Below are 17748 nucleotides of genomic sequence, written 5' to 3' on the forward strand. Positions count from 1 at the left end.
GCGCCGCCGCCGGCACTGATAAACTGGTGGCTCATTCAAGCACCGGACTCGTCCGTCTTCGTGGCGTACGGCTCCCTGGGAACCGCCGCGAGCCCTCTCCCCCCGTCGCGGAGGCACCCCCCCGCTCGTCGGCGGTTCCCCTCCGTCGACCACGTCCGACGGCTCCCGATACGCCGGGTCGGCGAAACGGCTTTGTGCGGCCCGGGTCACCTTCCATCCATGGCTCCCTCCGTCGTGCTCCAGTACTCGGACCTCCTCGGGGACCCCTTCTTCCTCGCGCTCGTGGGGCTGATGCTGTTGCTCGTCTTCTTCGGCTACCTGCTCGTCCGCCGGACCCTCCTCTCGCTCCGGGAGGGGTACGACGAGGGGTACCGGTAGCCGGCTCCCGGTACGGCTTAGTACCCCCCTCCCTCAGAAGGGCACGGACGGATGGTCGCCACTGGGACGCTGCTGACGTTCGTGGTCGCCGCGCTAGCGAGTCTGTTCATGGCGTGGGCCATCGGCGCCGGCTCCTCGGGGTCGACTCCCTTCGCCGCCGCCGTCGGCGCGAACGCCATCTCCGTGATGCGTGCCGGCTTCGTCGTCGGCCTGCTCGGCTTCGCCGGCGCCGTCCTTCAGGGTGCGAACGTCACCGAAGCGGTCGGCACGGGGTTGATCGACGGCGTCTCGCTGACCGCCACCGCGGCCATCGTCGGGTTGCTCACCGCGGCCGTCCTCGTCGCCGTCGGCGTCTTCACGGGCTACCCAATCGCCACCGCCTTCACGGTCACCGGTGCCGTCGTCGGCGTCGGCCTCGCCCTCGGCGGCGACCCCGCGTGGGCGAAGTACCGACAGATCGCGGCCCTCTGGGTGCTTACCCCGTTCGCCGGCGGCGGCGTCGCGTACGCCACCGCCCGGATCCTCCGCTCGCCGTCCGTTCCCGAGCGGTACGCCATCGCCCCGCTCGGCGGCCTCGTCGGCGCCCTCGTGGCCACCGTCGAGTTCACGCTGCTCGGTCCGGCCGGCGAGGGCGGCTCCGTCGCGGACGCCCTCGGTCCGGCCGTCCCCGGCGGCGCCCCGGCCGTCACCCTCGGCTGTGCGCTGCTCGTGACGGCTGTCCTCTTCCGCGGACTGGTCACCCATCCCGAGGCGACCCAGCGCCGGTTCCTGCTCGTCCTCGGCGGGCTGGTGGCCTTCTCCGCCGGCGGGAGTCAGGTGGGGCTGGCCATCGGCCCGCTGGTCCCCCTGCTGGATACGGTGTCGGTCCCGCTGCCCGCGGTGCTCGCCGGCGGCGGCCTCGGCCTCCTGCTCGGCTCGTGGACCGGCGCCCCGCGCATGATCAAGGCGCTCGCACAGGACTACTCCTCGCTCGGTCCTCGGCGCTCGATCGCGGCGCTCATCCCCTCCTTCGCCATCGCTCAGACCGCCGTCGCGTTCGGCATCCCCGTCTCGTTCAACGAGATCGTCGTCTCGGCGATCATCGGCTCCGGCTACGCCGCCGGCGGCAGCGGCGTCAGTCGCCGCAAGATGGCCTACACGGTGCTCGCGTGGATCGGGTCGCTCCTGCTGGCCTTCGCGGTCGGGTTCGGCGCCTTCACCGCCATCGACGCGGTCGTGGTCTGACCTACCCCTCGGCCTCGGCCTCGTCGGCCGGCTCCTCCTCCTCCTCTTCGTCCTCCTCGTGGATCGTGATTCGGGCCTTCATGATCCGGGTGTTGTCCACCTGCTCGATCCGGATCGTGATGCTGTCGTACTCGATCTTCTCGCCCTCCTCGACGAGGCGGCCGGCGCGGTTGAAGATGAAGCCCGCGAGCGTCTCGAACTCCTCGCCCTCCGGGAGGTCGAGACCGAGGGTCTCGTTCACCTCGTCGATGTTGACCTCGCCGCGGACGATCACCACGTCGTCCTCGACGAACTCGAACGGCTCCTCCTCGTCGCCTTCGAGGATGTCGCCGACGATCTCCTCGACCATGTCCTCCAGCGTGATCAGTCCCTCCGTGGTGCCGAACTCGTCGATGACGATCACCATCCGCATCCGGTTGTCCTGGATCTCCTCCAGCAACTCGTCGACGTTCTTCGATTCCGGAACGTGGAGGGTCGGCTGGACCACGTCCGTCAGGTCGACGTCGCCCTCGCCGTAGTGTTTCTGCCGGATGAGGTCGCGCAGGGTGACGACGCCGATGATGTTGTCGAGGTTGCCCTCGTAGACCGGGATGCGTTCGTGATCGCTCTGGACGCACGTCTCGATGGCCTCGTCGATGGCCGCGTCCTTCGGGACCGCGGTCATGTCCAGACGCGGCGTCATCACCTCCTTGGCGATGGTGCGGTTGAACCGGAAGATGCGCTGGAGCATCTCGCGTTCCTCCTCCTCGATCACCCCCTCGCGCTCCCCGGTCTGGATCATGTTCTGGATCTCGTCACGGGTGACGTAGCTCGTCTCGATGGCCGACCGCCCGCCAGTCACGCGGTTGATCGCCCGGGTCAGGTTGTCGAAGACGATCACCAGCGGCAGGAGCACCAGTTCCGAGTACTTGAGCGGGCGCGCGATCCGCAGCGCCCACGACTCGGTGTTCTCGACCGCGTAGGACTTCGGCGCGCTCTCACCGAACAGGAGGACGAGCGTGGTGATGCCGAACGTCGCCGCGATCACGGCCCGCCCCCGCGAGAGGTAGATGGCAAAGAGCCCGGTCGCGATCGACGACATGGCGATGTTGACGATGTTGTTGCCGACGAGGATGGTGATGAGGAGCCGGTGGGGGTCGGATTTCAGCTCCTGAACCGCCGTCGCGCCGGGCACACCGTCCTCGACGAGCGATTCGACCCGGTGGCGGGCCAGCGAGAACATCGCGATCTCCGAGGAGGAGAAAAACGCCGACAGCGCGATCAACACGAGTATCGCGACCGATCCGGCGATGGTCACGGTCGTGTCGGTCAGCGGCACGATGTCGGCGATCTGCGCCGGGGGCCCGACTCCGGCGGCGCTCGCTGTCGACGACAAACCCATGGAAGTACCCTTCCTAATCACGGCCCTGAATTAAGCGTTGCCCTCACGCGACCCGAACGCCCCGAGCGAAGGGCTTAGGCCGCCGCCTGCCGTACGCGGGGACATGTCAGACGGCGACCCACCGATCACCCTGTATCGCCTGCAGGCCTGTCCGTACTGCGAGCGCGTCGTCCGGACGCTGCAGGACCTCGACCTCGACTACGCCTCTCGGTTCGTCGAGCCGATGCACTCCGAGCGGAACGTCGTCAAGCGGGTCGCGGGGTCGCGTCCCGTCCCCGCCATCGTCGACGAGCGAACCGGCGTCACGATGTCCGAGTCCGCCAACGTCGTCGAGTACCTGGAGTCCACCTACGGGGACGGCCTCGTCGACGCGGGAGGTGACGCCTGATGGTCGACTTCGAGGTGGTCTCCCTCCCCGAGACCGACCACGTCGCCGAGGGCGACCGCGCCCCCGACTTCACCCGCCCCCTCGTCAACGCCGAGTTCTGGGCGGACGCCGCCCTCTCCGACCTCACCGACGAGGGCCCCGTCTGTCTCGTCTTCTACCCGATGGACGGCGCCTTCCCCGCGACGTACATCTGGAACGAACTCCGGGACCGCGACCTCGGCGAGCACCTCACCGTCGTCGGCGTCTCCATCTCGACGCCCTACGAACACAAGCGACTCATCGAGGAGCGGGACATGGCGTTCGACCTCTTCTCCGACCCCGCGAACGAGGTGGCCCGGACGTACGGCGTCGCACACGACCTCGACGGGATGGCCGGCGTCTCGGAACCCCGGCCAGCCACCTTCCTGCTCGACGAGGACCGCACCGTCCGGTACGCGTGGGTGGCCGAGGAGTGGCCGGACTTCCCGCCCTACGACGACCTGGAGCGCGAGATCCGCGCGCTCGCCGACTGATGTCCGTCGACGACGCCGTCGCCGCCGTCGGCGCGGGCCGCGCCGTCGTCTACCCCACCGAGACGGTGTACGGCCTCGGCGCCGACGCCACCGACGCCGACGCCGTCGAGCGCGTCTTCGACCTGAAGGACCGGCCGCGGGACAAGCCCCTCTCGCTGGCCGTCCCGGACGTCGACGCCGCGCTCGATCACACCCGTCCCACCGACCGCGAGGAGCGGTTCATGCGCCGCTTCCTCCCCGGTCCCGTGACCGTCGTCGTCGAACGCCGGCCGGCGCTCCCCGAGGCCCTCACCGCCGGCCGCGACCGGGTCGGGGTGCGCGTCCCCGACCACCGGACCGCGAGGTCGCTCCTCGACCGGACGCCGCCGCTCACCGCCACCAGCGCCAACCGCTCCGGATCGCCCAGCGTCACCCGCGTCGCCGACCTCGACGACCGGGTCCGCGAGGGCGTCGCCGTCGTCCTCGACGGGGGCGAGACGCCGGGCACCGAGAGCACCGTCGTCGACCCCGGTCGCGGCGTCGTCCACCGCCGCGGCGCGATGGCCGACGACATCGACGCCTGGTTAGAGGCCGAGCAGTGACTTGAGCGACCGGCTTCGCACGCCACACCGCTCGCGGTACTCGCAGGCCTCGCACTTGGCCGCGTCGTCGATCCGGGGCGGCGGGCCGTCGACCCCTCGGACCGTCCGGACCGTCCGCCGGTAGGCCGCCTTGTTCCGCGTCGTCAGCCGCACCCGCCGGACGACGCCGTGAGCCGGATACTCCACCAGCGCCGCCGGCACCTCGCGGCCGCGCTCCCAGGCGAGCGCCTTCGCCATCGCCACCGCCCGCACCCGCTGGGGGCGCCACACCCCCCGCTCCGGCGGCCGCCCGGGGGAGACGAACGTCGGCGTCGGCGGCTCCCCATCCAGCACCTTGTGGGCCAGTCCCCGACACTCCCGGCCCGAGAGGACCACCTCTCTCGATCCGGGGTCGACCAGCGCCGCCCAGTCCTCGCGGGTCGCGAGTCGGTCGAGCGCCGTGCGATACGCCGCCGGCGGGGGCTCGATCGGTTCCGACGCCAATGCCGCGTCGCCCGCATCCCGGAGTTCGGGATACCGGAACGCCAGGTCGCGCCGCTCCCGGGCCGCCGGGGGCGGTCGATCACCCTCCTCCCGACGGGCGTAGTAGTACTGGCGCGGACAGTACGCCGCCCGGGCGAGGGCAGCGAAGCTGATCTCTGCCACGGCGAGCGTGGCCGCGCCATCGGGTTTGAACCCTCCGCTCGGGAGTCGACCTTCTTTGTGGCTCCGCCCCCACCGTCCACCGTGCTCCGTCGCCTCCGGGAAACCGGTCCGGGCCTCCTCGTGCCCCTCGCCTGGACCGTCGTCGCCGGTGCCCACCTCGGCGCCGTCTCCACCCACGCGCTGTTCGTCGCCCACGTCGTGATGGCCGCGCTCCTCGTCGGCTTCGCCGTCACCGGTCGGGCGGAGATGCGCGAGGGCGTCCTCCGGACCTGGTGGTCGATCGTCGCCGTCGGCGTCGTCGCCACGGCCCTCGGCGTCGCGGGCTTCCGCCTCGACGCCGACCCGCTGCTCGCTCTCGCGCTCTACGCGTGGATGGTGCTGCCAGCGGGCGGCCTGCTCCGGACCGGCGTGGCCGTCGCCGCCGACTCGCCGGGTGGTCGCTCCGTGACTCCCGCGTCGATCCCGTACCTCGGCGGCGGGGCCGTCTGCGCTCTCGGGACGGCCGTCTACGCCGCCGCGCCGGTCGCTCCCGTCTCCTCCCTCCTCGGCCTCGCGCTCGTCGGTGCCGGCCAGACCGTCGGCATCCTGGACGCCGTCGTCCGGTACTAATCCCGGCGTCTCGCCAGCGGCGGGCGTATCCTCCCGCGGCCGAACCCGTCGCCGGTGTCACGGCGGCGGCGGTCTCTCACGCTGACGGGATCGGCGCTCGCGACCGCACTGGCCGGCTGTTCCGGTCCGACCGAAAGGGGGACCGACGGCGACGCCGTCGTCCTCCCCCGGGCATGGACCGCCCCCGCGGGATCTACGTCGCCGGCCTCGCCGAGGGCACCCCCGTCGCCGAGGCTCTGCGGGCGAACGACGACCGCGAACGCGCCGCGGGGTTCGCCGTCCCCCTCGGCCGTCGCGGCGTCCGAGCGGCCTTCGGTCCGGGACCGTATCTCGGTCGTGCCGCTCGCGTTGCTCCTCGCTTCGAGTCCATCCTGCGGTCTTTTCCCCACGTTTTCGCGAGGGAGCGAAGCGACCGAGGAAAAAGTGGGATGGGCCCTGCCGGATTCGAACCTCGGTCGTTCCGCTCGCTCCGCTCGCTTCACTCCCTGGCTCGAACCGGCAGAGCGGACGATTTCCTGCTCACTGACGTTCGCAGGAAATCGATGGGCCCTGCCGGATTCGAACCAGCGATCACCCGGTGTCCCATGACGGCGACGCGGCGTCGCCAGCCAGTATGAGCCGGGGGCTTTAACCGGACTAAGCTAAGGGCCCGTACGCTCCCAGTCGACGCCCCGGCGCCTTGAACGTGCCGGAGCGGCGTCGCCGGGTCCCATCCGCGCGCCCGCTCACGGGGACGCGACCCGGCGCGTCCGGGCGTCGGTCCCGGGGCTCGCCCCCCGCCGGTCCGGGTGGAGGCAGTCCGCGAGGAGTTCCAGCGAGTCGACGAGCCGCGGTCCCGGGCGGTTGAACAGCGCGTTCCCGTCGACGGCGTAGACGGCCCCCGACTCGGCCGCGCTCATCCCCGTCCAGTCCGTGCGCGCGGCGAGCGTCGTCGCGGCGTCGTGGGCCCGTTCCGTCGGGAAGCCACAGGGGGCGACGATCAGGCGCTCCGGATCGTACGCACGGAGGTCGTCCCAGGCGACGGGTTCCGAGGGGCCGTCCGGCTGAAACGACGCCTCGCCGCCGGCCAGTCGCACCATCTCGCGCACCCAGTGGCCGCCCCTGATCGGCGGATCGGTCCAGTCGAGCAGGGCCGTCCGTGGCCGGTCGCGGTCGTCGACGCTCGACCGAACCGACTCGACGCGGTCCCGCAACCGTTCCCGGAGCCGCTCCGCTTCGTCGCCCCGATTCACGGCCGCGCCGATCCGTCGCAGGTCGTCGAGGACGTCGCCGAGGGAGTGTGGGTCGAGGGTCAGGACGTCGGCGTCGAGGCCCCGCGACGACACGGCGTCGACGGCCGCCGACGCCTCGACGGCACAGACGTCACAGGTGGCCTGGGTGACGACGAGGTCGGGATCGAGCGCTTCGAGGCGGTCCGCGTGCAGGTCGTAGACGGCACCCTCGACCGCCCCCATCTGCTCGTCGATCTCCCGGCTCGACCGGTTCTCGTGTTCGATGCGGGTCCCCGTCACGGTCGGCCGATCCCGGACCGAGGGCGGGTAGTCACAGCTGTGGGAGACGCCGACGGGGTCGACACCGAGCGCCGCGAGCGTCTCCGTCGCCGACGGGAGGAGCGAGACGACGCGCACGGAGGGTGATCGGGGTGGAGGGGGGTAAACCCCCGTGATGGCGCACCGTCTCGTCGACGGCTGCCGATCAAAACCTTGAGTACGGTCGTCCCCCTTGTGACGGACAACAGTGGTCGTCGACGGCGTCGGGGGTCGGCGCGTCGACGGCGCTCACCGTCGCATCCGCCCATGACAGACACGCCCGTCTCCAACGTCCTTCTCGTCACCGTCGACTCCCTGCGAGCCGACGCGATCGAACCTTACGGCGGCGAGTACGACACCCCGACGCTCGCGGCGCTCGCGGATCGCGGCACCGTCTTCGAGAACGCCTTCGCCCACGGCAACTGGACGCCCATGTCATTTCCCTCCATCCTCGCCTCCCGGCCGGTCTTCGCCGACACGGGTCGCATCGGCGTCGACGGCGAGGCCGTGACCACCCTCGCCGAACGGCTGCGCGCGGCGGGCGTCGCCACCGGTGGCTTCAACGCCGCCAACGGCTTCCTCACCGAACACTGGGGGTACGACGACGGCTTCGACGTCTTCGACGCGTTCGTCGGCGGCGGGACGGACGGCCGCGCCGGCGAGTTCGTCGCCGCCCACCCGACGTGGGGCGCGTGGCTCCAACTGTTCACCTCGCCGTTCCGTCGCGCCGGCAGCCTCCTGCGCGGCGGCGACGACGAGCGCCCGTTCACCGACGCCTCGCGGATGCTCGACGTGGAGCGCGGCGCCACCGACTTCGTCGAGGGAACCGACGACCCGTTTTTCCTGTGGGTGCACTACATGGACGCCCACACGCCGTACGTGCCCGCGCCGCGGTACCTCCGCGACCTCTCCGACCGCCGGGTGGGCAAGGTCCGGATGCTGGTCGCCCACGTGCGCACGGGGTTGGGGTGGTCCGTCGGGGACGGCACCCTCGCGGACCTTCGCACGCTGTACCAGGGCGCGGTGCGGCAGGTCGACGACAGCCTCGACCGTCTGCTCTCCGCGCTCGACGCGGCGGGCGTCGCGGAGGACACCGCCGTCGTCGTCGCCGGCGACCACGGCGAGGAGTTCATGGACCACGGCCACCTCGCCCACTACCCCAAGCTCTACGACGAACTCGTCCAGGTCCCCCTGTTGGTCGACGTGCCCGGGATGCCGGCCCGCAGGGTGGCAGCCCACGTCGGCCTCGACGCCATCCCGCCCACGGTCTGTGACCTGCTCGGCGTCGACCCCGCGCCCGAGTGGGCCGGCGAGAGCCTCCTGCCGACGATCCGCGACGGCGTCGCCCCGCCCGACGATCCGGTGGTGACCGTCACCGTCCGCGGCGACGACGTGACCCAGCAGCCCATCCCCCGGTCGCTCGACGAGGGTGCCCTGCTGGTGAGCGCCCGCGACGCCGACTGGATCTACATCCGCAACACGGAGACGGACGAGGAGGAACTGTACGACCGCCGGGCGGACCCGGAGCAGCGAACCGACCTGTCGGCCGACGACGATCCGGCGGTCGTCGCGGCCCGAACCCGCCTCCGCGGGGTCACCGTCGACCACGCGGAGACGCTGGCGGCGGTCGACGCCGAGGGTGGCGAGGCGGCCGTCGACGAGGACCTCGAGACGCGACTGGAAGCGCTGGGGTACAGGTAGCACACACGATGCTCAGGCGCTTGCTGCGGGCGATACTGGTCGGTCCCGAGGCGCCGCAGATCCGTCGCTTCTTCGCCGTCGGTGCCGTCGCGGCCGCCTTCCAGACGGCGCTGCTCGGCACGCTCGTCGAGTGGGGGAACGTCCAGTATCTGCTCGCGGCCGTCTGCTCCATCGAGGTCACCATCGTCCTCCAGTACGGCGTCAACAACCGCTGGACGTTCTACGACTCCAGACACGACGGCTGGCGGGAGTACGGCCGCGGCCTCCTGCGGACGAACCTCGTCCGCGGCTCCGCCATCCCGATCCAGGTGGGCGTCCTGTACGCGCTGGTCTCGGCCGCGACCATCCCCTACCTCGTCGCCAACGGCGTCGGCATCGTCGTCAGCGGCGTCTACCGCTACGTCCTCGACTCGCGGTGGACCTGGGGCTATAGTAGCGATTGAAACTGTTTGCACAGCGGATCGCAGTACGGTGTACGGTCAACTGTGCAATGACTTTCAATCGCTACTATAGAAGTCGAGGCGTCGCTGGAGGAGGCTCGCCCCGCCGAACAGGAGCATGCCGAGCGAGAACAGACAGGCGACGGCCGCGTAGGTGAGCGCCGGCTGGAGGTTCCGCATCCCCTGATTGACGAGGACGCCGAGGCCGCCGTTGGCGACGAACCACTCGGCGATGACGACCCCGGAGAGCCCGCTGATCAGCGAGAGTTTCACGCCGGCGATCACGGTCGGCAGTCCGAACCGAAGTCGGACGACCAGCCGCGTCCGCCGGGGGGCGGCCACCGAATCGAGCAGCGAGCGGTGGCGTTCGGGGAGGGTCGTGAGCCCGCTCGCCGTCGCGACGGCGACGGGGAAGAACGTGGCGAGTGCGACGAGGACGATCCCGGCGGTAACGGAGATACCCAGCCACACCAGCAACAGCGGCGCGGCGACGATGCTCGGCGTCACGCGCGCGCCGACGAGGAACGGGCCGATCACCGGCCGGCTCCGGGGCGCGAACGCGAGGGCGGCACCGAGGGACGCGCCGACGGCGCCCCCGATCCCCCACCCGACCACGAGTTTCCGGAGCGACGACGCCGACGCCCGCAGGAACAGACCGGGGGTCTCCGCGAGCGACGCGGCGACGGCCGCCGGCGGCGGCAGGAACACGCCCGCGTTCGGGACCGTGACGGTGCCCACCAGCCAGACCCCGACGAGCGCGGCCAGCGCGACGCCGCCGAAGACGAGTCGCTCCGGCGTCGGTGCCGAGACGCCACCGGTGCCGACCCCGTCGATGCCGGCCGCGTCGTCCGCCCAGCGGATCGACCGCTCGGCGAGGACGACCAGGCCGAACAGCGCGAGGCCGAGGGCGACGATCAGGGTCACCTCCCCGAACAGCAGGGGGGTGTCGAGCGCCGCGGCCGCCTGCAACACGGCGTGGCCGAGCCCCCGGGAGGCGGCGAGGAACTCGGCGATCAACACCCCCTCGACGGCGAACGGGGTGGCGATCTTCACGCCCGCGAAGACGCTCGGAAGGGCGTTGGGCAGGCGGACGTACCTGATCCGCTTCCAGGTCGACGCCTCGACGGACCGCAGGAGGTCGAGTTGCCCCTGCGGCACCGAGCGCAACCCGTCGAGGGTCGCCACCGTGACGGGGAAGAAGGTGAGGATGGCCGCAAGCAGCACGCGCGTCCGGAGGGTCGCCCCGAAGACGACGATCAGGAGCGGTGCGATGGCGATCAGCGGGACGATGCGGACGGACACCAGGAGCGGATAGACCGCGAGACGGAGGCGTCTGGACGCGGCCATCGCGCCCGCGGCGGCCATCCCGGCGCCGACGCCGGCGACCCACCCCAGACCGATCTCGTAGCTCGTATAGAGGACGTGACCGGCAACCTGACCCGGTCGCTCCCGCAGGGCGGCGACCACCTCGGTCGGCGCGGGAAGCAGGATCGAGGGAATCCCCCAGACGACCGTCGCGGCCTGCCACAGGCCGACCGCGACGGCGAGCGAGAACGCGGCGACGGCCGGGCGCGCGAGTCCGTCGACGGCCCGCCGAACGCGAACCGCCCGCATTCAGACGGGGAGGTCGTAGTCGACGGAGACCTGTGCGGCGTAGTCGCCGACGTACTCGGCCTCGGAATCCACGTACTCGTTGGACCAGGCGCTCGCGGCCGACCCGCCGTCGCCGATCACGTCGCCCTCGACCAGGTTCGAGACCACCCGCTCCCAGGCGTCCCCGCGCTGGTAGCCCCAGCCGTGGTTCCGGACCGTCTCGGTCAACACGAGGTTCTTCGCCGTGTACTTCAGCTTGAGCAGGCCGATGTCACGCGACTTCGACAGGCTCTCGCGGGCCTCGACCATCCGGTCCATCGCCCCCTCGGGGTGGTTGGACGCCCACGCCCACCCGCGGGCGGTCCCGCGCAGGAACCCCCGGACGACGTCCGGGTGCTCCGCGGCGTAGCCGGGACGGGTGAACACCGTCCGACCGATGGAGGGGGTGTAGTCCGCGAGCCAGAGCATCGACGCCTCGTACCCCTCGGCGTCGAGGCCGAGCGGGTCGGAGAAGATGCCGACCGCGGCGTCGACGTTGCCCGAGAGGAGGTGGGAGGTCTGCTGTTCGACGCCGACGCTGACGAGTTCCACCTCCTCTCCGATCCCCTCCTGGGCGAGCAGCATCTTCAGGTAGGAGAACGTCTTGGCTGACTCGGTGACGACCGCCACGCGCTTGCCCGCCAGTTGCGAGGGGTCGGTGAGCCGGCCGCCGAACTGCTCCTCGACGGTGTAGATGACGGCGTTGGAGTCCTGTGCCGCCGCGTAGGCGCGTACGTCGAGGTCCCGGTTCCGCGCCTGCAACAGCGCGATGCCCGTCCCCAGCCCGACGTCCTGGTTGCCGAGGCCGACCTGCTTGGCGGCGAAGCTCCCGCCCTGCCCCGACACCAGGTCGACCGAGAGCCCCTCCTCCGCGTAGAACCCGTTCCGGTCGGCGACGAAGTACCCCGCCTGCGTCGCGTTTGGCTTCCAGTTCAGGATGACCGAGACGTCCGTCGGGTCGGCTGGCGTCCCCGTCGCCCCCGAACCGCCGGATCCCCCCGTCCCGCCGACACAGCCCGCGAGCCCGACGCCGAGCGCTGCCCCCGCCGCGCGCAACGCACCGCGGCGTGTGGTGGTTGGCCAAGGCATACCCTTGCGTGCCGATAGCATCCATCCCACTTAAACATTTCATCGGTATATTTTTGCGACACGGCGGTGGCGGCGACGCCTCGGTCCGGTCGCTGGCGAACGTGTCGCTCCCGGTACGAACTCGGAGAAAGACGCCGTCGCCAGGGCTCGAACCTGGGACCACCTCGTTAACAGCGAGGTGCTCTACCATCTGAGCTACGACGGCTCGGATACTGGTAGTCGAACTCGCCCCAAAGGGCTTTCGTTTTCACCCGCCCCCCGTCGGTCGGTCCCGTGCGACCGACACCCTTTCGACCGGCCGGGCGGATGCCCACGGTATGAGCGACTTCGAGGGAGTGCTCGCGCGGGTGGCCGACCGCGTGACGCCCGATTCCGCCGAACGGGAGCGGCTCCGGGCGGCCGTCGACGACCTGACCGACCGGGTTCGGGACGCCGCCGCCGACCTCCCGGTCGAGACGCGCGTCGTCCAGGTCGGCTCGACCGCCCGCGGCACGTGGCTGGCCGACGACCGCGACATCGACCTCTTCGTCTGCTTCCCGCCGGATCTCGACCGCGCCGAACTGGAGCGATACGGCCTCGCGGTCGGCCGCGCGGCCCTCCCCGACGGCCGCGAGGAGTACGCCGAACACCCCTACGTCACCGGCGAGGTCCGCGGCTTCGACGTCGACCTCGTCCCCTGTTACGACGTCGCCGACGCGGCGGCGATCCAGTCGGCGGTCGACCGCACCCCCTTCCACGACGCCTACCTGCGCGAGCGTCTCGACGACGACCTGACGCGCGACGTGCGCCTGTTCAAGGCCTTTCTCACCGGGATCGGCGCCTACGGGAGCGACCTCCGGACCCGCGGGTTCTCGGGCTATCTCTCCGAACTCCTCGTCCTCGAGTACGGCGGGTTCGTCCCGCTCGTTCGCGCCGCCGCCGACTGGCATCCGCCCGTCCGCCTCGACCCCGAGGACCACGGGACCGCGACGTTCGACGACCCGCTCGTCGTGATCGACCCCACCGATCCGGAGCGCAACGTCGCCGCCGTCTGCTCGTCGGAGAACGTGGCCCGCCTCCAGCATTACGCCCGTGACCTGCTCTCGGATCCCCGAGAGGACCCGTTCGTCCCCTCGGAGCCCGCCCCCGTCGACCCGGCCGACGTCCGCGCCCACCTCGACCGCCGGGGCACCACCCCGGTGGCCGTCGTCTTCGAGACGCCCGACCTCGTCGACGACCAGCTCTACCCACAGCTGCGCAAATCGCTCGGCGGGATCGCGGGCGAACTCGACCGCCGGGGGTTCGCCCCCGTTCGCTCGGCCACCTTCGCCGCCGGTCGGGCCGTCCTCCTCGTCGAACTCGCCGTCGACGAACTCCCGAGCGTCCAGCGACACGGCGGCCCCCCGGTTCACGTCCGCGAGCACGCGACCGGGTTCTACGAGGCCTACGCCGACGCCGACGTGTACGGCCCCTTCCTCGACGGGGATCGCTACGTCGTCGAACGCGACCGCGAGTTCACGACGCCCCGTGCCCTGCTCGGCGGCGACGCCATCTTCGACGTGGCGCTCGGCGCCCACGTGGAGACGGCACTGGCGGAGGGCTACGACCTGCTCGTCGACGACGCGGTGGCCGACCTGGCCGACGAGTTCGGCGTCGAACTCGCCCGCTACTTCGCCCCCGAACCCTAGAGACCGTGGGCCGCCCGCACCTCGTCCAGTAGCTCGCGGGTGGCGTCGTTCGGGTCGCCGTCGTCCTCGACCGGCGATCGGCCGTCGAACGTCTCGTGGACGGTCGCGATGCTCTCCGAGAGCGTATCGAGGCCGTACCCTCCCTCCAGCACGAACCCGAGGCCGGCGCCGGTCTCGTCGGCCGTCGTCCGCACCGCGTCGGTGAGGCGGCCGTACCCCTCCGTCGACACCTGCATCCGCGAGATGGGGTCGTGGCGGTGTGCGTCGAACCCCGCGCTGACGAGCAGGAGGTCCGGATCGAACCGCTCGATCGCGGCCGCCGTCGCCTCCCACGCCAGCAGGTAGTCGGCGTCGCCGGCGCCCGCCGAGAGCGGCACGTTGAACGTCGTCCCCTCGCCGTCGCCCGATCCAGTCTCGTCGACGTCGCCGGTTCCGGGGAACAGCCCCCGCTCGTGAATCGAGGCGTAGAACACGTCGCCGCGGTCGTAGAAGATGTCCTGCGTGCCGTTGCCGTGGTGGACGTCCCAGTCGAAGATCGCGACCCGCTCGGCCGCCCCGTCGTCGACGACCGACTGGGCGGCGACGGCGGCGTTGTTGAAGAAACAGAACCCCATGGCGTCGTCGACGACGGCGTGGTGACCCGGCGGGCGACCGAGCGAGAAGGGCGTCTCCCGCCCGTCGTCGCCCGCGAGCGCCCGCTCCGCGGCCCACTGGGCGAGGCCCGCACTCGCCAGCGCGGCCTCCCAGGTGCCCGCCGAGGCGACGGTGTCGGGGTCCCAGTTGCCGCCGCCGTCCGCACAGAACTCCCGGAGATCGTCCACGTAGCCGGCGTCGTGGACGGCGGTGACGGCCTCGACGGCCGCGGGATCGGCGTCCACGTACTCGACGCCGTGGCGCCGGGCGAGTTGCTGGCGGATCGCCCGCAGTCGGTCGGCGGTCTCCGGATGCCGATCCCCGGTGTCGTGCCCCATGCAGGCTTCGGTGTAGCCGAACTGCATCTATTCGAAGAGGGCGAAGTACGTCTCGATGTCCTCCGCCTGGATGGTGCGTCGGTCGGCGTGGTCCGCGAGCGTCGCCGCCGCCGCCGCGACGTTGTCCGCGTAATCCTCCAGGATGTCGGCGAGCGCGATCCGCGCGTTCATCGACACGCGATAGCGCCCGTCGATTTCGAGGCGAGCGATGCGGTCGACCGGCGCCACCGGCAGTTCGAGCGACCCCCTGTCGACCACCTGTTCCACGCCGAAGTCGGCGGCCATCAGGGTCTTTCGCCCGTCCGCCGTCGCCCGCTCGGCCGCGTCGACGGCGAGGTCCGCCCCGTGGGACTGGATGCGTCTGGCGAGTTCCTCCGCCGCACCCGCACTCACCCGGAGGTCGCCCGCGTTCCGCCGGATGATCGTGTCCACCGGGGCGAACGGTAACTCGACGCTCATACCGTGATACCCGTCCGTATCGGGTATAATCCTTTCCGTCGGCCGAACGCCCCTCTCCGGCACTGTACGGTCGTCGTCCCGGACGGGAATCGACGCCCGCTCATACGGTTTATTGTACGTCAGTACCGATGGTTCGCCGAGACGATCCGGCGAACCCACCGGTAACCGGTTACAACGATCCGTATCAGTACACCTCGTCCGCGTCGATCCGCCCGCCGTGGATCGGCCCGCGAACCGTCACCTCCTCGCCCAACCGGAGGTCCGCGTCCGTGTCGACGCTCCGCGTCTCCGTCCCGTCGTCCAGGACGACCGGATCGCCAGCCTGCACGACCGTCCCCGTGAACTGCACCGTCTCGCCGTCGGCGGGGGCGCCGCTCGCGCCGTCGTCCGCGCCGCCGCTCCCGCTCTCGCCGTCGTCGCCGAAGGCGTCGAGTCCGGTTCCGTCGCTTCCGCTCTCGCTCTCGCTCTCGCTCCCGCTCCCGCTCTCGCCGTCGGCACCCGGCGCGTCCGCCGGCGGATCGGTGACCGTCACCGTCGATCGCCACCCCGCCGAGGCTTCCAGGTCGTCCTGCCACCCCTCCTGGATCTCGGCGTCGGTGACGACCAGGTAGTCCGCGAGGTCGACATCGAGGTCGGCCTTCTCGCCCCAGAGCGCCACCCGGATGTCGCCCGTCTCGTCCTTGAGGCGGACGTTCCGGACCTGCCCCTCGGAGCCGTCGTCGCGGTCGAACGTCCGCTTCGGGTCGGTCTCGATGACGCCGCCCGCCAGATCCACCGTCGCGCCGAGTTCGAGGTCGGCCACGTCCGTGGTCTCGGGGTCGTACGCGACGTCGGCGTCGATCTCCTCGACCGCCCCCCGCGAGCCGACGTGCAACTCCAGGTCGCCGTCCCGCTCCCGGACGTAGCCGTCGACCACCTCGACGCTCGTCCCGGCGTCGAGTTCCTCGGCTCGGTCTGCGCGCTCGTCCCACAGCGTCACCCGGACGCGCCCCGTCTCGTCGCCGAGCGTCAGGTTGGCGACCCGGCCCTCGGAGCCGTCGTCGCGGTCGAACGTCCGTACCGTGTCCGTCGCCAGCACCAGTCCCTGCAGGGTCACGTCCGACAGGCCGAGCGAGAGGTCCTCGATGCGGTAGGTGTCCTGGATCTGGACGTCCACCTCGGCGTCCTCGTCGACCTCCGCCTGATCGACGCTCACCTCGACGCCGCTGTACCCCTCCTGTGGACGGCCCTTGATCCGCAGGACGTCGCCCACCTCCAGTTCGCCGTCCGCGACCGACTGGGCCATCCGGTCCCAGAAGGAGACGCGCACCTGCCCGGTGTCGTCGGCCACGTCGACGTTGACGACGCGACCCTCGTCGGCCTCCTCGTCGTCGTCGCCGTCGCTCTCGCGTTCGAACGTCCGCAGATCCCCGATCCCAACGACCTTCGCGAGGAACTTCACCTCGTCCATCCCCGGGTCGATGTCCGCGACGCCGCTCACCTCCTCGTCTTCCAGTTCGTGAGCGATGAGCATCGCCGCCGTCTCCTCGTCGGCGAGTCCCCCCATCTGCTCGACCTTGTCGTGGACGGCGGCCTCGAACTCCTCGAACTCCACGTCGGTGTCGAGGTCCTCGTAGACGTCCTCGATTACACCCATCGTACCGTGCAACAGGCGGACCCTCCCGTTAAGCGTTGTCCTTCCCCGGTTTTCCGGCTCTCGTCGCCCGATTCCCGGGCTCGTTCGCTCCGGCTCACGGCCGCCGCTTGCCCCGCCTTCGCCTATGAATCCACGGCCGTCTCGGCGACCTGTCGTCTCCCGCCAGCCGCGTCGTGGATCACGCGCACCCGATCCGGTCGGCCGCGAGCCAGCCGAATCGTCGCCTCGTACCCCCGGGGGACGAGCGCCTGCGTGCAGGCCGTGTCCGGCGGCGCGTCGCGCCGGGTCGTGACGACCACGTCGAGCGTCCGCCCGCTCACCGTCGCCGACCCGAAACTCGCGACCGCACAGCCGTTCGGCCCCGTGACACATCCCGTCACCCGCACCCGCGACTCGGAGACGTCCACCGACGCCGTCTCGGCGTCGGCACACCGGCCGGTGTCCCGGAGCGACGCCTCGTCGAGGCGGAGTGGTTCCTCGTCGTCCCTGGGCGCCTCGATACAGCCCCCCAGGACGACGGGAACGAGCGTTCCGAGCAGCGTCCGTCGGTCCATGCCTCGTCCGTTGACCGGCGACGACATACCCTTTCCGTACCCTCAAAGGATCCTTTGACTCTCCGACGGGGACGGATCGTAACCGTCTTAAGCCACTCGCGGGTATGGATGCATGAGTCCTGATAGGGTAGTGGACTATCCTCTTGGCTTGCGGAGCCAGGGACCGGAGTTCAAATCTCCGTCAGGACGCTCACTTCGGTCGTGACCTGACTTCGTCAGGTCACTCCTTCGTTCGGTCCTGACGTGCCCCACGCTCGCTTCGCTCGCGTGGGACTCCGTCAGGACGGTTCTGCTGACGCTACGACACCGAGCGACAGCGAGGTGTCCGCGTCAGCAGAACCGGGGACACGGA

18 protein-coding genes and 3 tRNA genes are annotated in these 17748 nt (G+C 71.0%); 10 read left to right on the forward strand and 11 right to left on the reverse strand.

Features of this window, described 5'->3' with window-relative positions; all coding sequences use genetic code 11:
* Nucleotides 1-219: 219 nt before the first annotated feature.
* Together NBT67_RS13120 and NBT67_RS13125 are read left to right on the forward strand one after the other, a co-directional pair.
* Nucleotides 220-378: a DUF7859 family protein gene (locus NBT67_RS13120; protein WP_251342220.1), complete on the forward strand. Its 159-nt coding sequence runs from the start codon at nucleotides 220-222 to the stop codon at nucleotides 376-378.
* Nucleotides 379-429: 51 nt separating this feature from the next.
* Nucleotides 430-1602 (forward strand): inorganic phosphate transporter, encoded by a 1173-nt coding sequence (locus tag NBT67_RS13125; RefSeq protein ID WP_251342221.1) that lies wholly within the window; start codon nucleotides 430-432, stop codon nucleotides 1600-1602.
* Between the two features lies 1 nt (nucleotide 1603).
* Here the strand turns inward: NBT67_RS13125 and NBT67_RS13130 are convergent, their stop codons facing one another.
* Entirely contained in the window at nucleotides 1604-2983 is a 1380-nt protein-coding gene (locus NBT67_RS13130) for a hemolysin family protein (protein ID WP_251342222.1), read from the reverse strand.
* Between the two features lie 103 nt (nucleotides 2984-3086).
* On the opposite strand from NBT67_RS13130, the gene NBT67_RS13135 reads away from it, so the two are divergent.
* From NBT67_RS13135 to NBT67_RS13145, 3 genes are read left to right on the forward strand one after another with little or no spacing between them, the layout of a single operon-like run.
* Nucleotides 3087-3371: a glutathione S-transferase N-terminal domain-containing protein gene (locus NBT67_RS13135; RefSeq protein WP_251342223.1), complete on the forward strand. Its 285-nt coding sequence runs from the start codon at nucleotides 3087-3089 to the stop codon at nucleotides 3369-3371.
* On the forward strand, nucleotides 3371-3883 hold the full coding sequence (locus NBT67_RS13140) for a redoxin domain-containing protein (RefSeq protein WP_251342224.1): 513 nt from the start codon (nucleotides 3371-3373) through the stop codon (nucleotides 3881-3883). The genes NBT67_RS13135 and NBT67_RS13140 overlap by 1 nt, the downstream gene beginning before the upstream one ends.
* The gene (locus tag NBT67_RS13145) at nucleotides 3883-4464 is read left to right on the forward strand and encodes an L-threonylcarbamoyladenylate synthase (RefSeq protein ID WP_251342225.1); all 582 of its coding nucleotides are present in this window, start codon (nucleotides 3883-3885) and stop codon (nucleotides 4462-4464) included. The genes NBT67_RS13140 and NBT67_RS13145 overlap by 1 nt, the downstream gene beginning before the upstream one ends.
* Here NBT67_RS13145 and NBT67_RS13150 read toward each other — a convergent pair.
* Nucleotides 4447-5109 (reverse strand): CRISPR-associated protein Cas4, encoded by a 663-nt coding sequence (locus tag NBT67_RS13150; protein WP_251342226.1) that lies wholly within the window; start codon nucleotides 5107-5109, stop codon nucleotides 4447-4449. The genes NBT67_RS13145 and NBT67_RS13150 overlap by 18 nt on opposite strands.
* Before the next feature lie 81 nt (nucleotides 5110-5190).
* Between NBT67_RS13150 and NBT67_RS13155 the strand changes: the two genes are divergently transcribed.
* Nucleotides 5191-5718 carry a hypothetical protein gene (locus tag NBT67_RS13155; RefSeq protein ID WP_251342227.1) on the forward strand — a complete coding sequence of 176 codons (528 nt, stop codon included), beginning with the start codon at nucleotides 5191-5193 and terminating at the stop codon, nucleotides 5716-5718.
* Between the two features lie 543 nt (nucleotides 5719-6261).
* On the opposite strand, the gene NBT67_RS13160 is transcribed toward NBT67_RS13155, so the two are convergent.
* Together NBT67_RS13160 and NBT67_RS13165 are read right to left on the reverse strand one after the other, a co-directional pair.
* A tRNA-Ile gene (locus tag NBT67_RS13160) sits at nucleotides 6262-6369 on the reverse strand.
* 74 nt (nucleotides 6370-6443) lie between these two features.
* Nucleotides 6444-7346: an ABC transporter substrate-binding protein gene (locus NBT67_RS13165; RefSeq protein WP_251342228.1), complete on the reverse strand. Its 903-nt coding sequence runs from the start codon at nucleotides 7344-7346 to the stop codon at nucleotides 6444-6446.
* 168 nt (nucleotides 7347-7514) lie between these two features.
* On the opposite strand from NBT67_RS13165, the gene NBT67_RS13170 reads away from it, so the two are divergent.
* Nucleotides 7515-8948, forward strand: a complete 1434-nt coding sequence (locus NBT67_RS13170) for a sulfatase family protein (protein ID WP_251342229.1) — start codon at nucleotides 7515-7517, stop codon at nucleotides 8946-8948.
* A gap of 8 nt (nucleotides 8949-8956) precedes the next feature.
* Entirely contained in the window at nucleotides 8957-9391 is a 435-nt protein-coding gene (locus NBT67_RS13175; RefSeq protein ID WP_251342230.1) for a GtrA family protein, read from the forward strand.
* Nucleotides 9392-9445: 54 nt separating this feature from the next.
* Here the strand turns inward: NBT67_RS13175 and NBT67_RS13180 are convergent, their stop codons facing one another.
* The 3 genes from NBT67_RS13180 to NBT67_RS13190 form a co-directional block, all read right to left on the reverse strand.
* Complete coding sequence (locus NBT67_RS13180) at nucleotides 9446-11002, reverse strand: ABC transporter permease (protein ID WP_251342231.1); 1557 nt, start codon at nucleotides 11000-11002, stop codon at nucleotides 9446-9448.
* Nucleotides 11003-12109: an ABC transporter substrate-binding protein gene (locus NBT67_RS13185; RefSeq protein WP_251342232.1), complete on the reverse strand. Its 1107-nt coding sequence runs from the start codon at nucleotides 12107-12109 to the stop codon at nucleotides 11003-11005.
* Between the two features lie 132 nt (nucleotides 12110-12241).
* Nucleotides 12242-12314, reverse strand: a tRNA-Asn gene (locus NBT67_RS13190).
* Nucleotides 12315-12426: 112 nt separating this feature from the next.
* Between NBT67_RS13190 and cca the strand changes: the two genes are divergently transcribed.
* On the forward strand, nucleotides 12427-13776 hold the full coding sequence (gene cca / locus NBT67_RS13195; protein ID WP_251342233.1) for a CCA tRNA nucleotidyltransferase: 1350 nt from the start codon (nucleotides 12427-12429) through the stop codon (nucleotides 13774-13776).
* Here the strand turns inward: cca and NBT67_RS13200 are convergent.
* From NBT67_RS13200 to NBT67_RS13215, 4 genes are all read right to left on the reverse strand, one after another.
* Nucleotides 13773-14774 carry a histone deacetylase family protein gene (locus NBT67_RS13200; RefSeq protein WP_251342234.1) on the reverse strand — a complete coding sequence of 334 codons (1002 nt, stop codon included), beginning with the start codon at nucleotides 14772-14774 and terminating at the stop codon, nucleotides 13773-13775. The genes cca and NBT67_RS13200 overlap by 4 nt on opposite strands.
* The gene (locus NBT67_RS13205; RefSeq protein ID WP_251342235.1) at nucleotides 14775-15206 is read right to left on the reverse strand and encodes a histone family protein; all 432 of its coding nucleotides are present in this window, start codon (nucleotides 15204-15206) and stop codon (nucleotides 14775-14777) included.
* Between the two features lie 184 nt (nucleotides 15207-15390).
* Nucleotides 15391-16842, reverse strand: coding sequence for a single-stranded DNA binding protein (locus NBT67_RS13210; protein ID WP_251342236.1), 1452 nt, complete (start codon nucleotides 16840-16842; stop codon nucleotides 15391-15393).
* Between the two features lie 122 nt (nucleotides 16843-16964).
* Complete coding sequence (locus NBT67_RS13215) at nucleotides 16965-17396, reverse strand: hypothetical protein (RefSeq protein WP_251342237.1); 432 nt, start codon at nucleotides 17394-17396, stop codon at nucleotides 16965-16967.
* Between the two features lie 116 nt (nucleotides 17397-17512).
* Here NBT67_RS13215 and NBT67_RS13220 point away from each other — a divergent pair.
* Nucleotides 17513-17585: transfer RNA gene (locus tag NBT67_RS13220), tRNA-Arg, on the forward strand.
* The last annotated feature ends 163 nt before the right edge of the window (nucleotides 17586-17748 follow it).

The organism is Haloplanus sp. GDY1 (assembly GCF_023703775.1).
Classification (GTDB): domain Archaea; phylum Halobacteriota; class Halobacteria; order Halobacteriales; family Haloferacaceae; genus Haloplanus; species Haloplanus halophilus.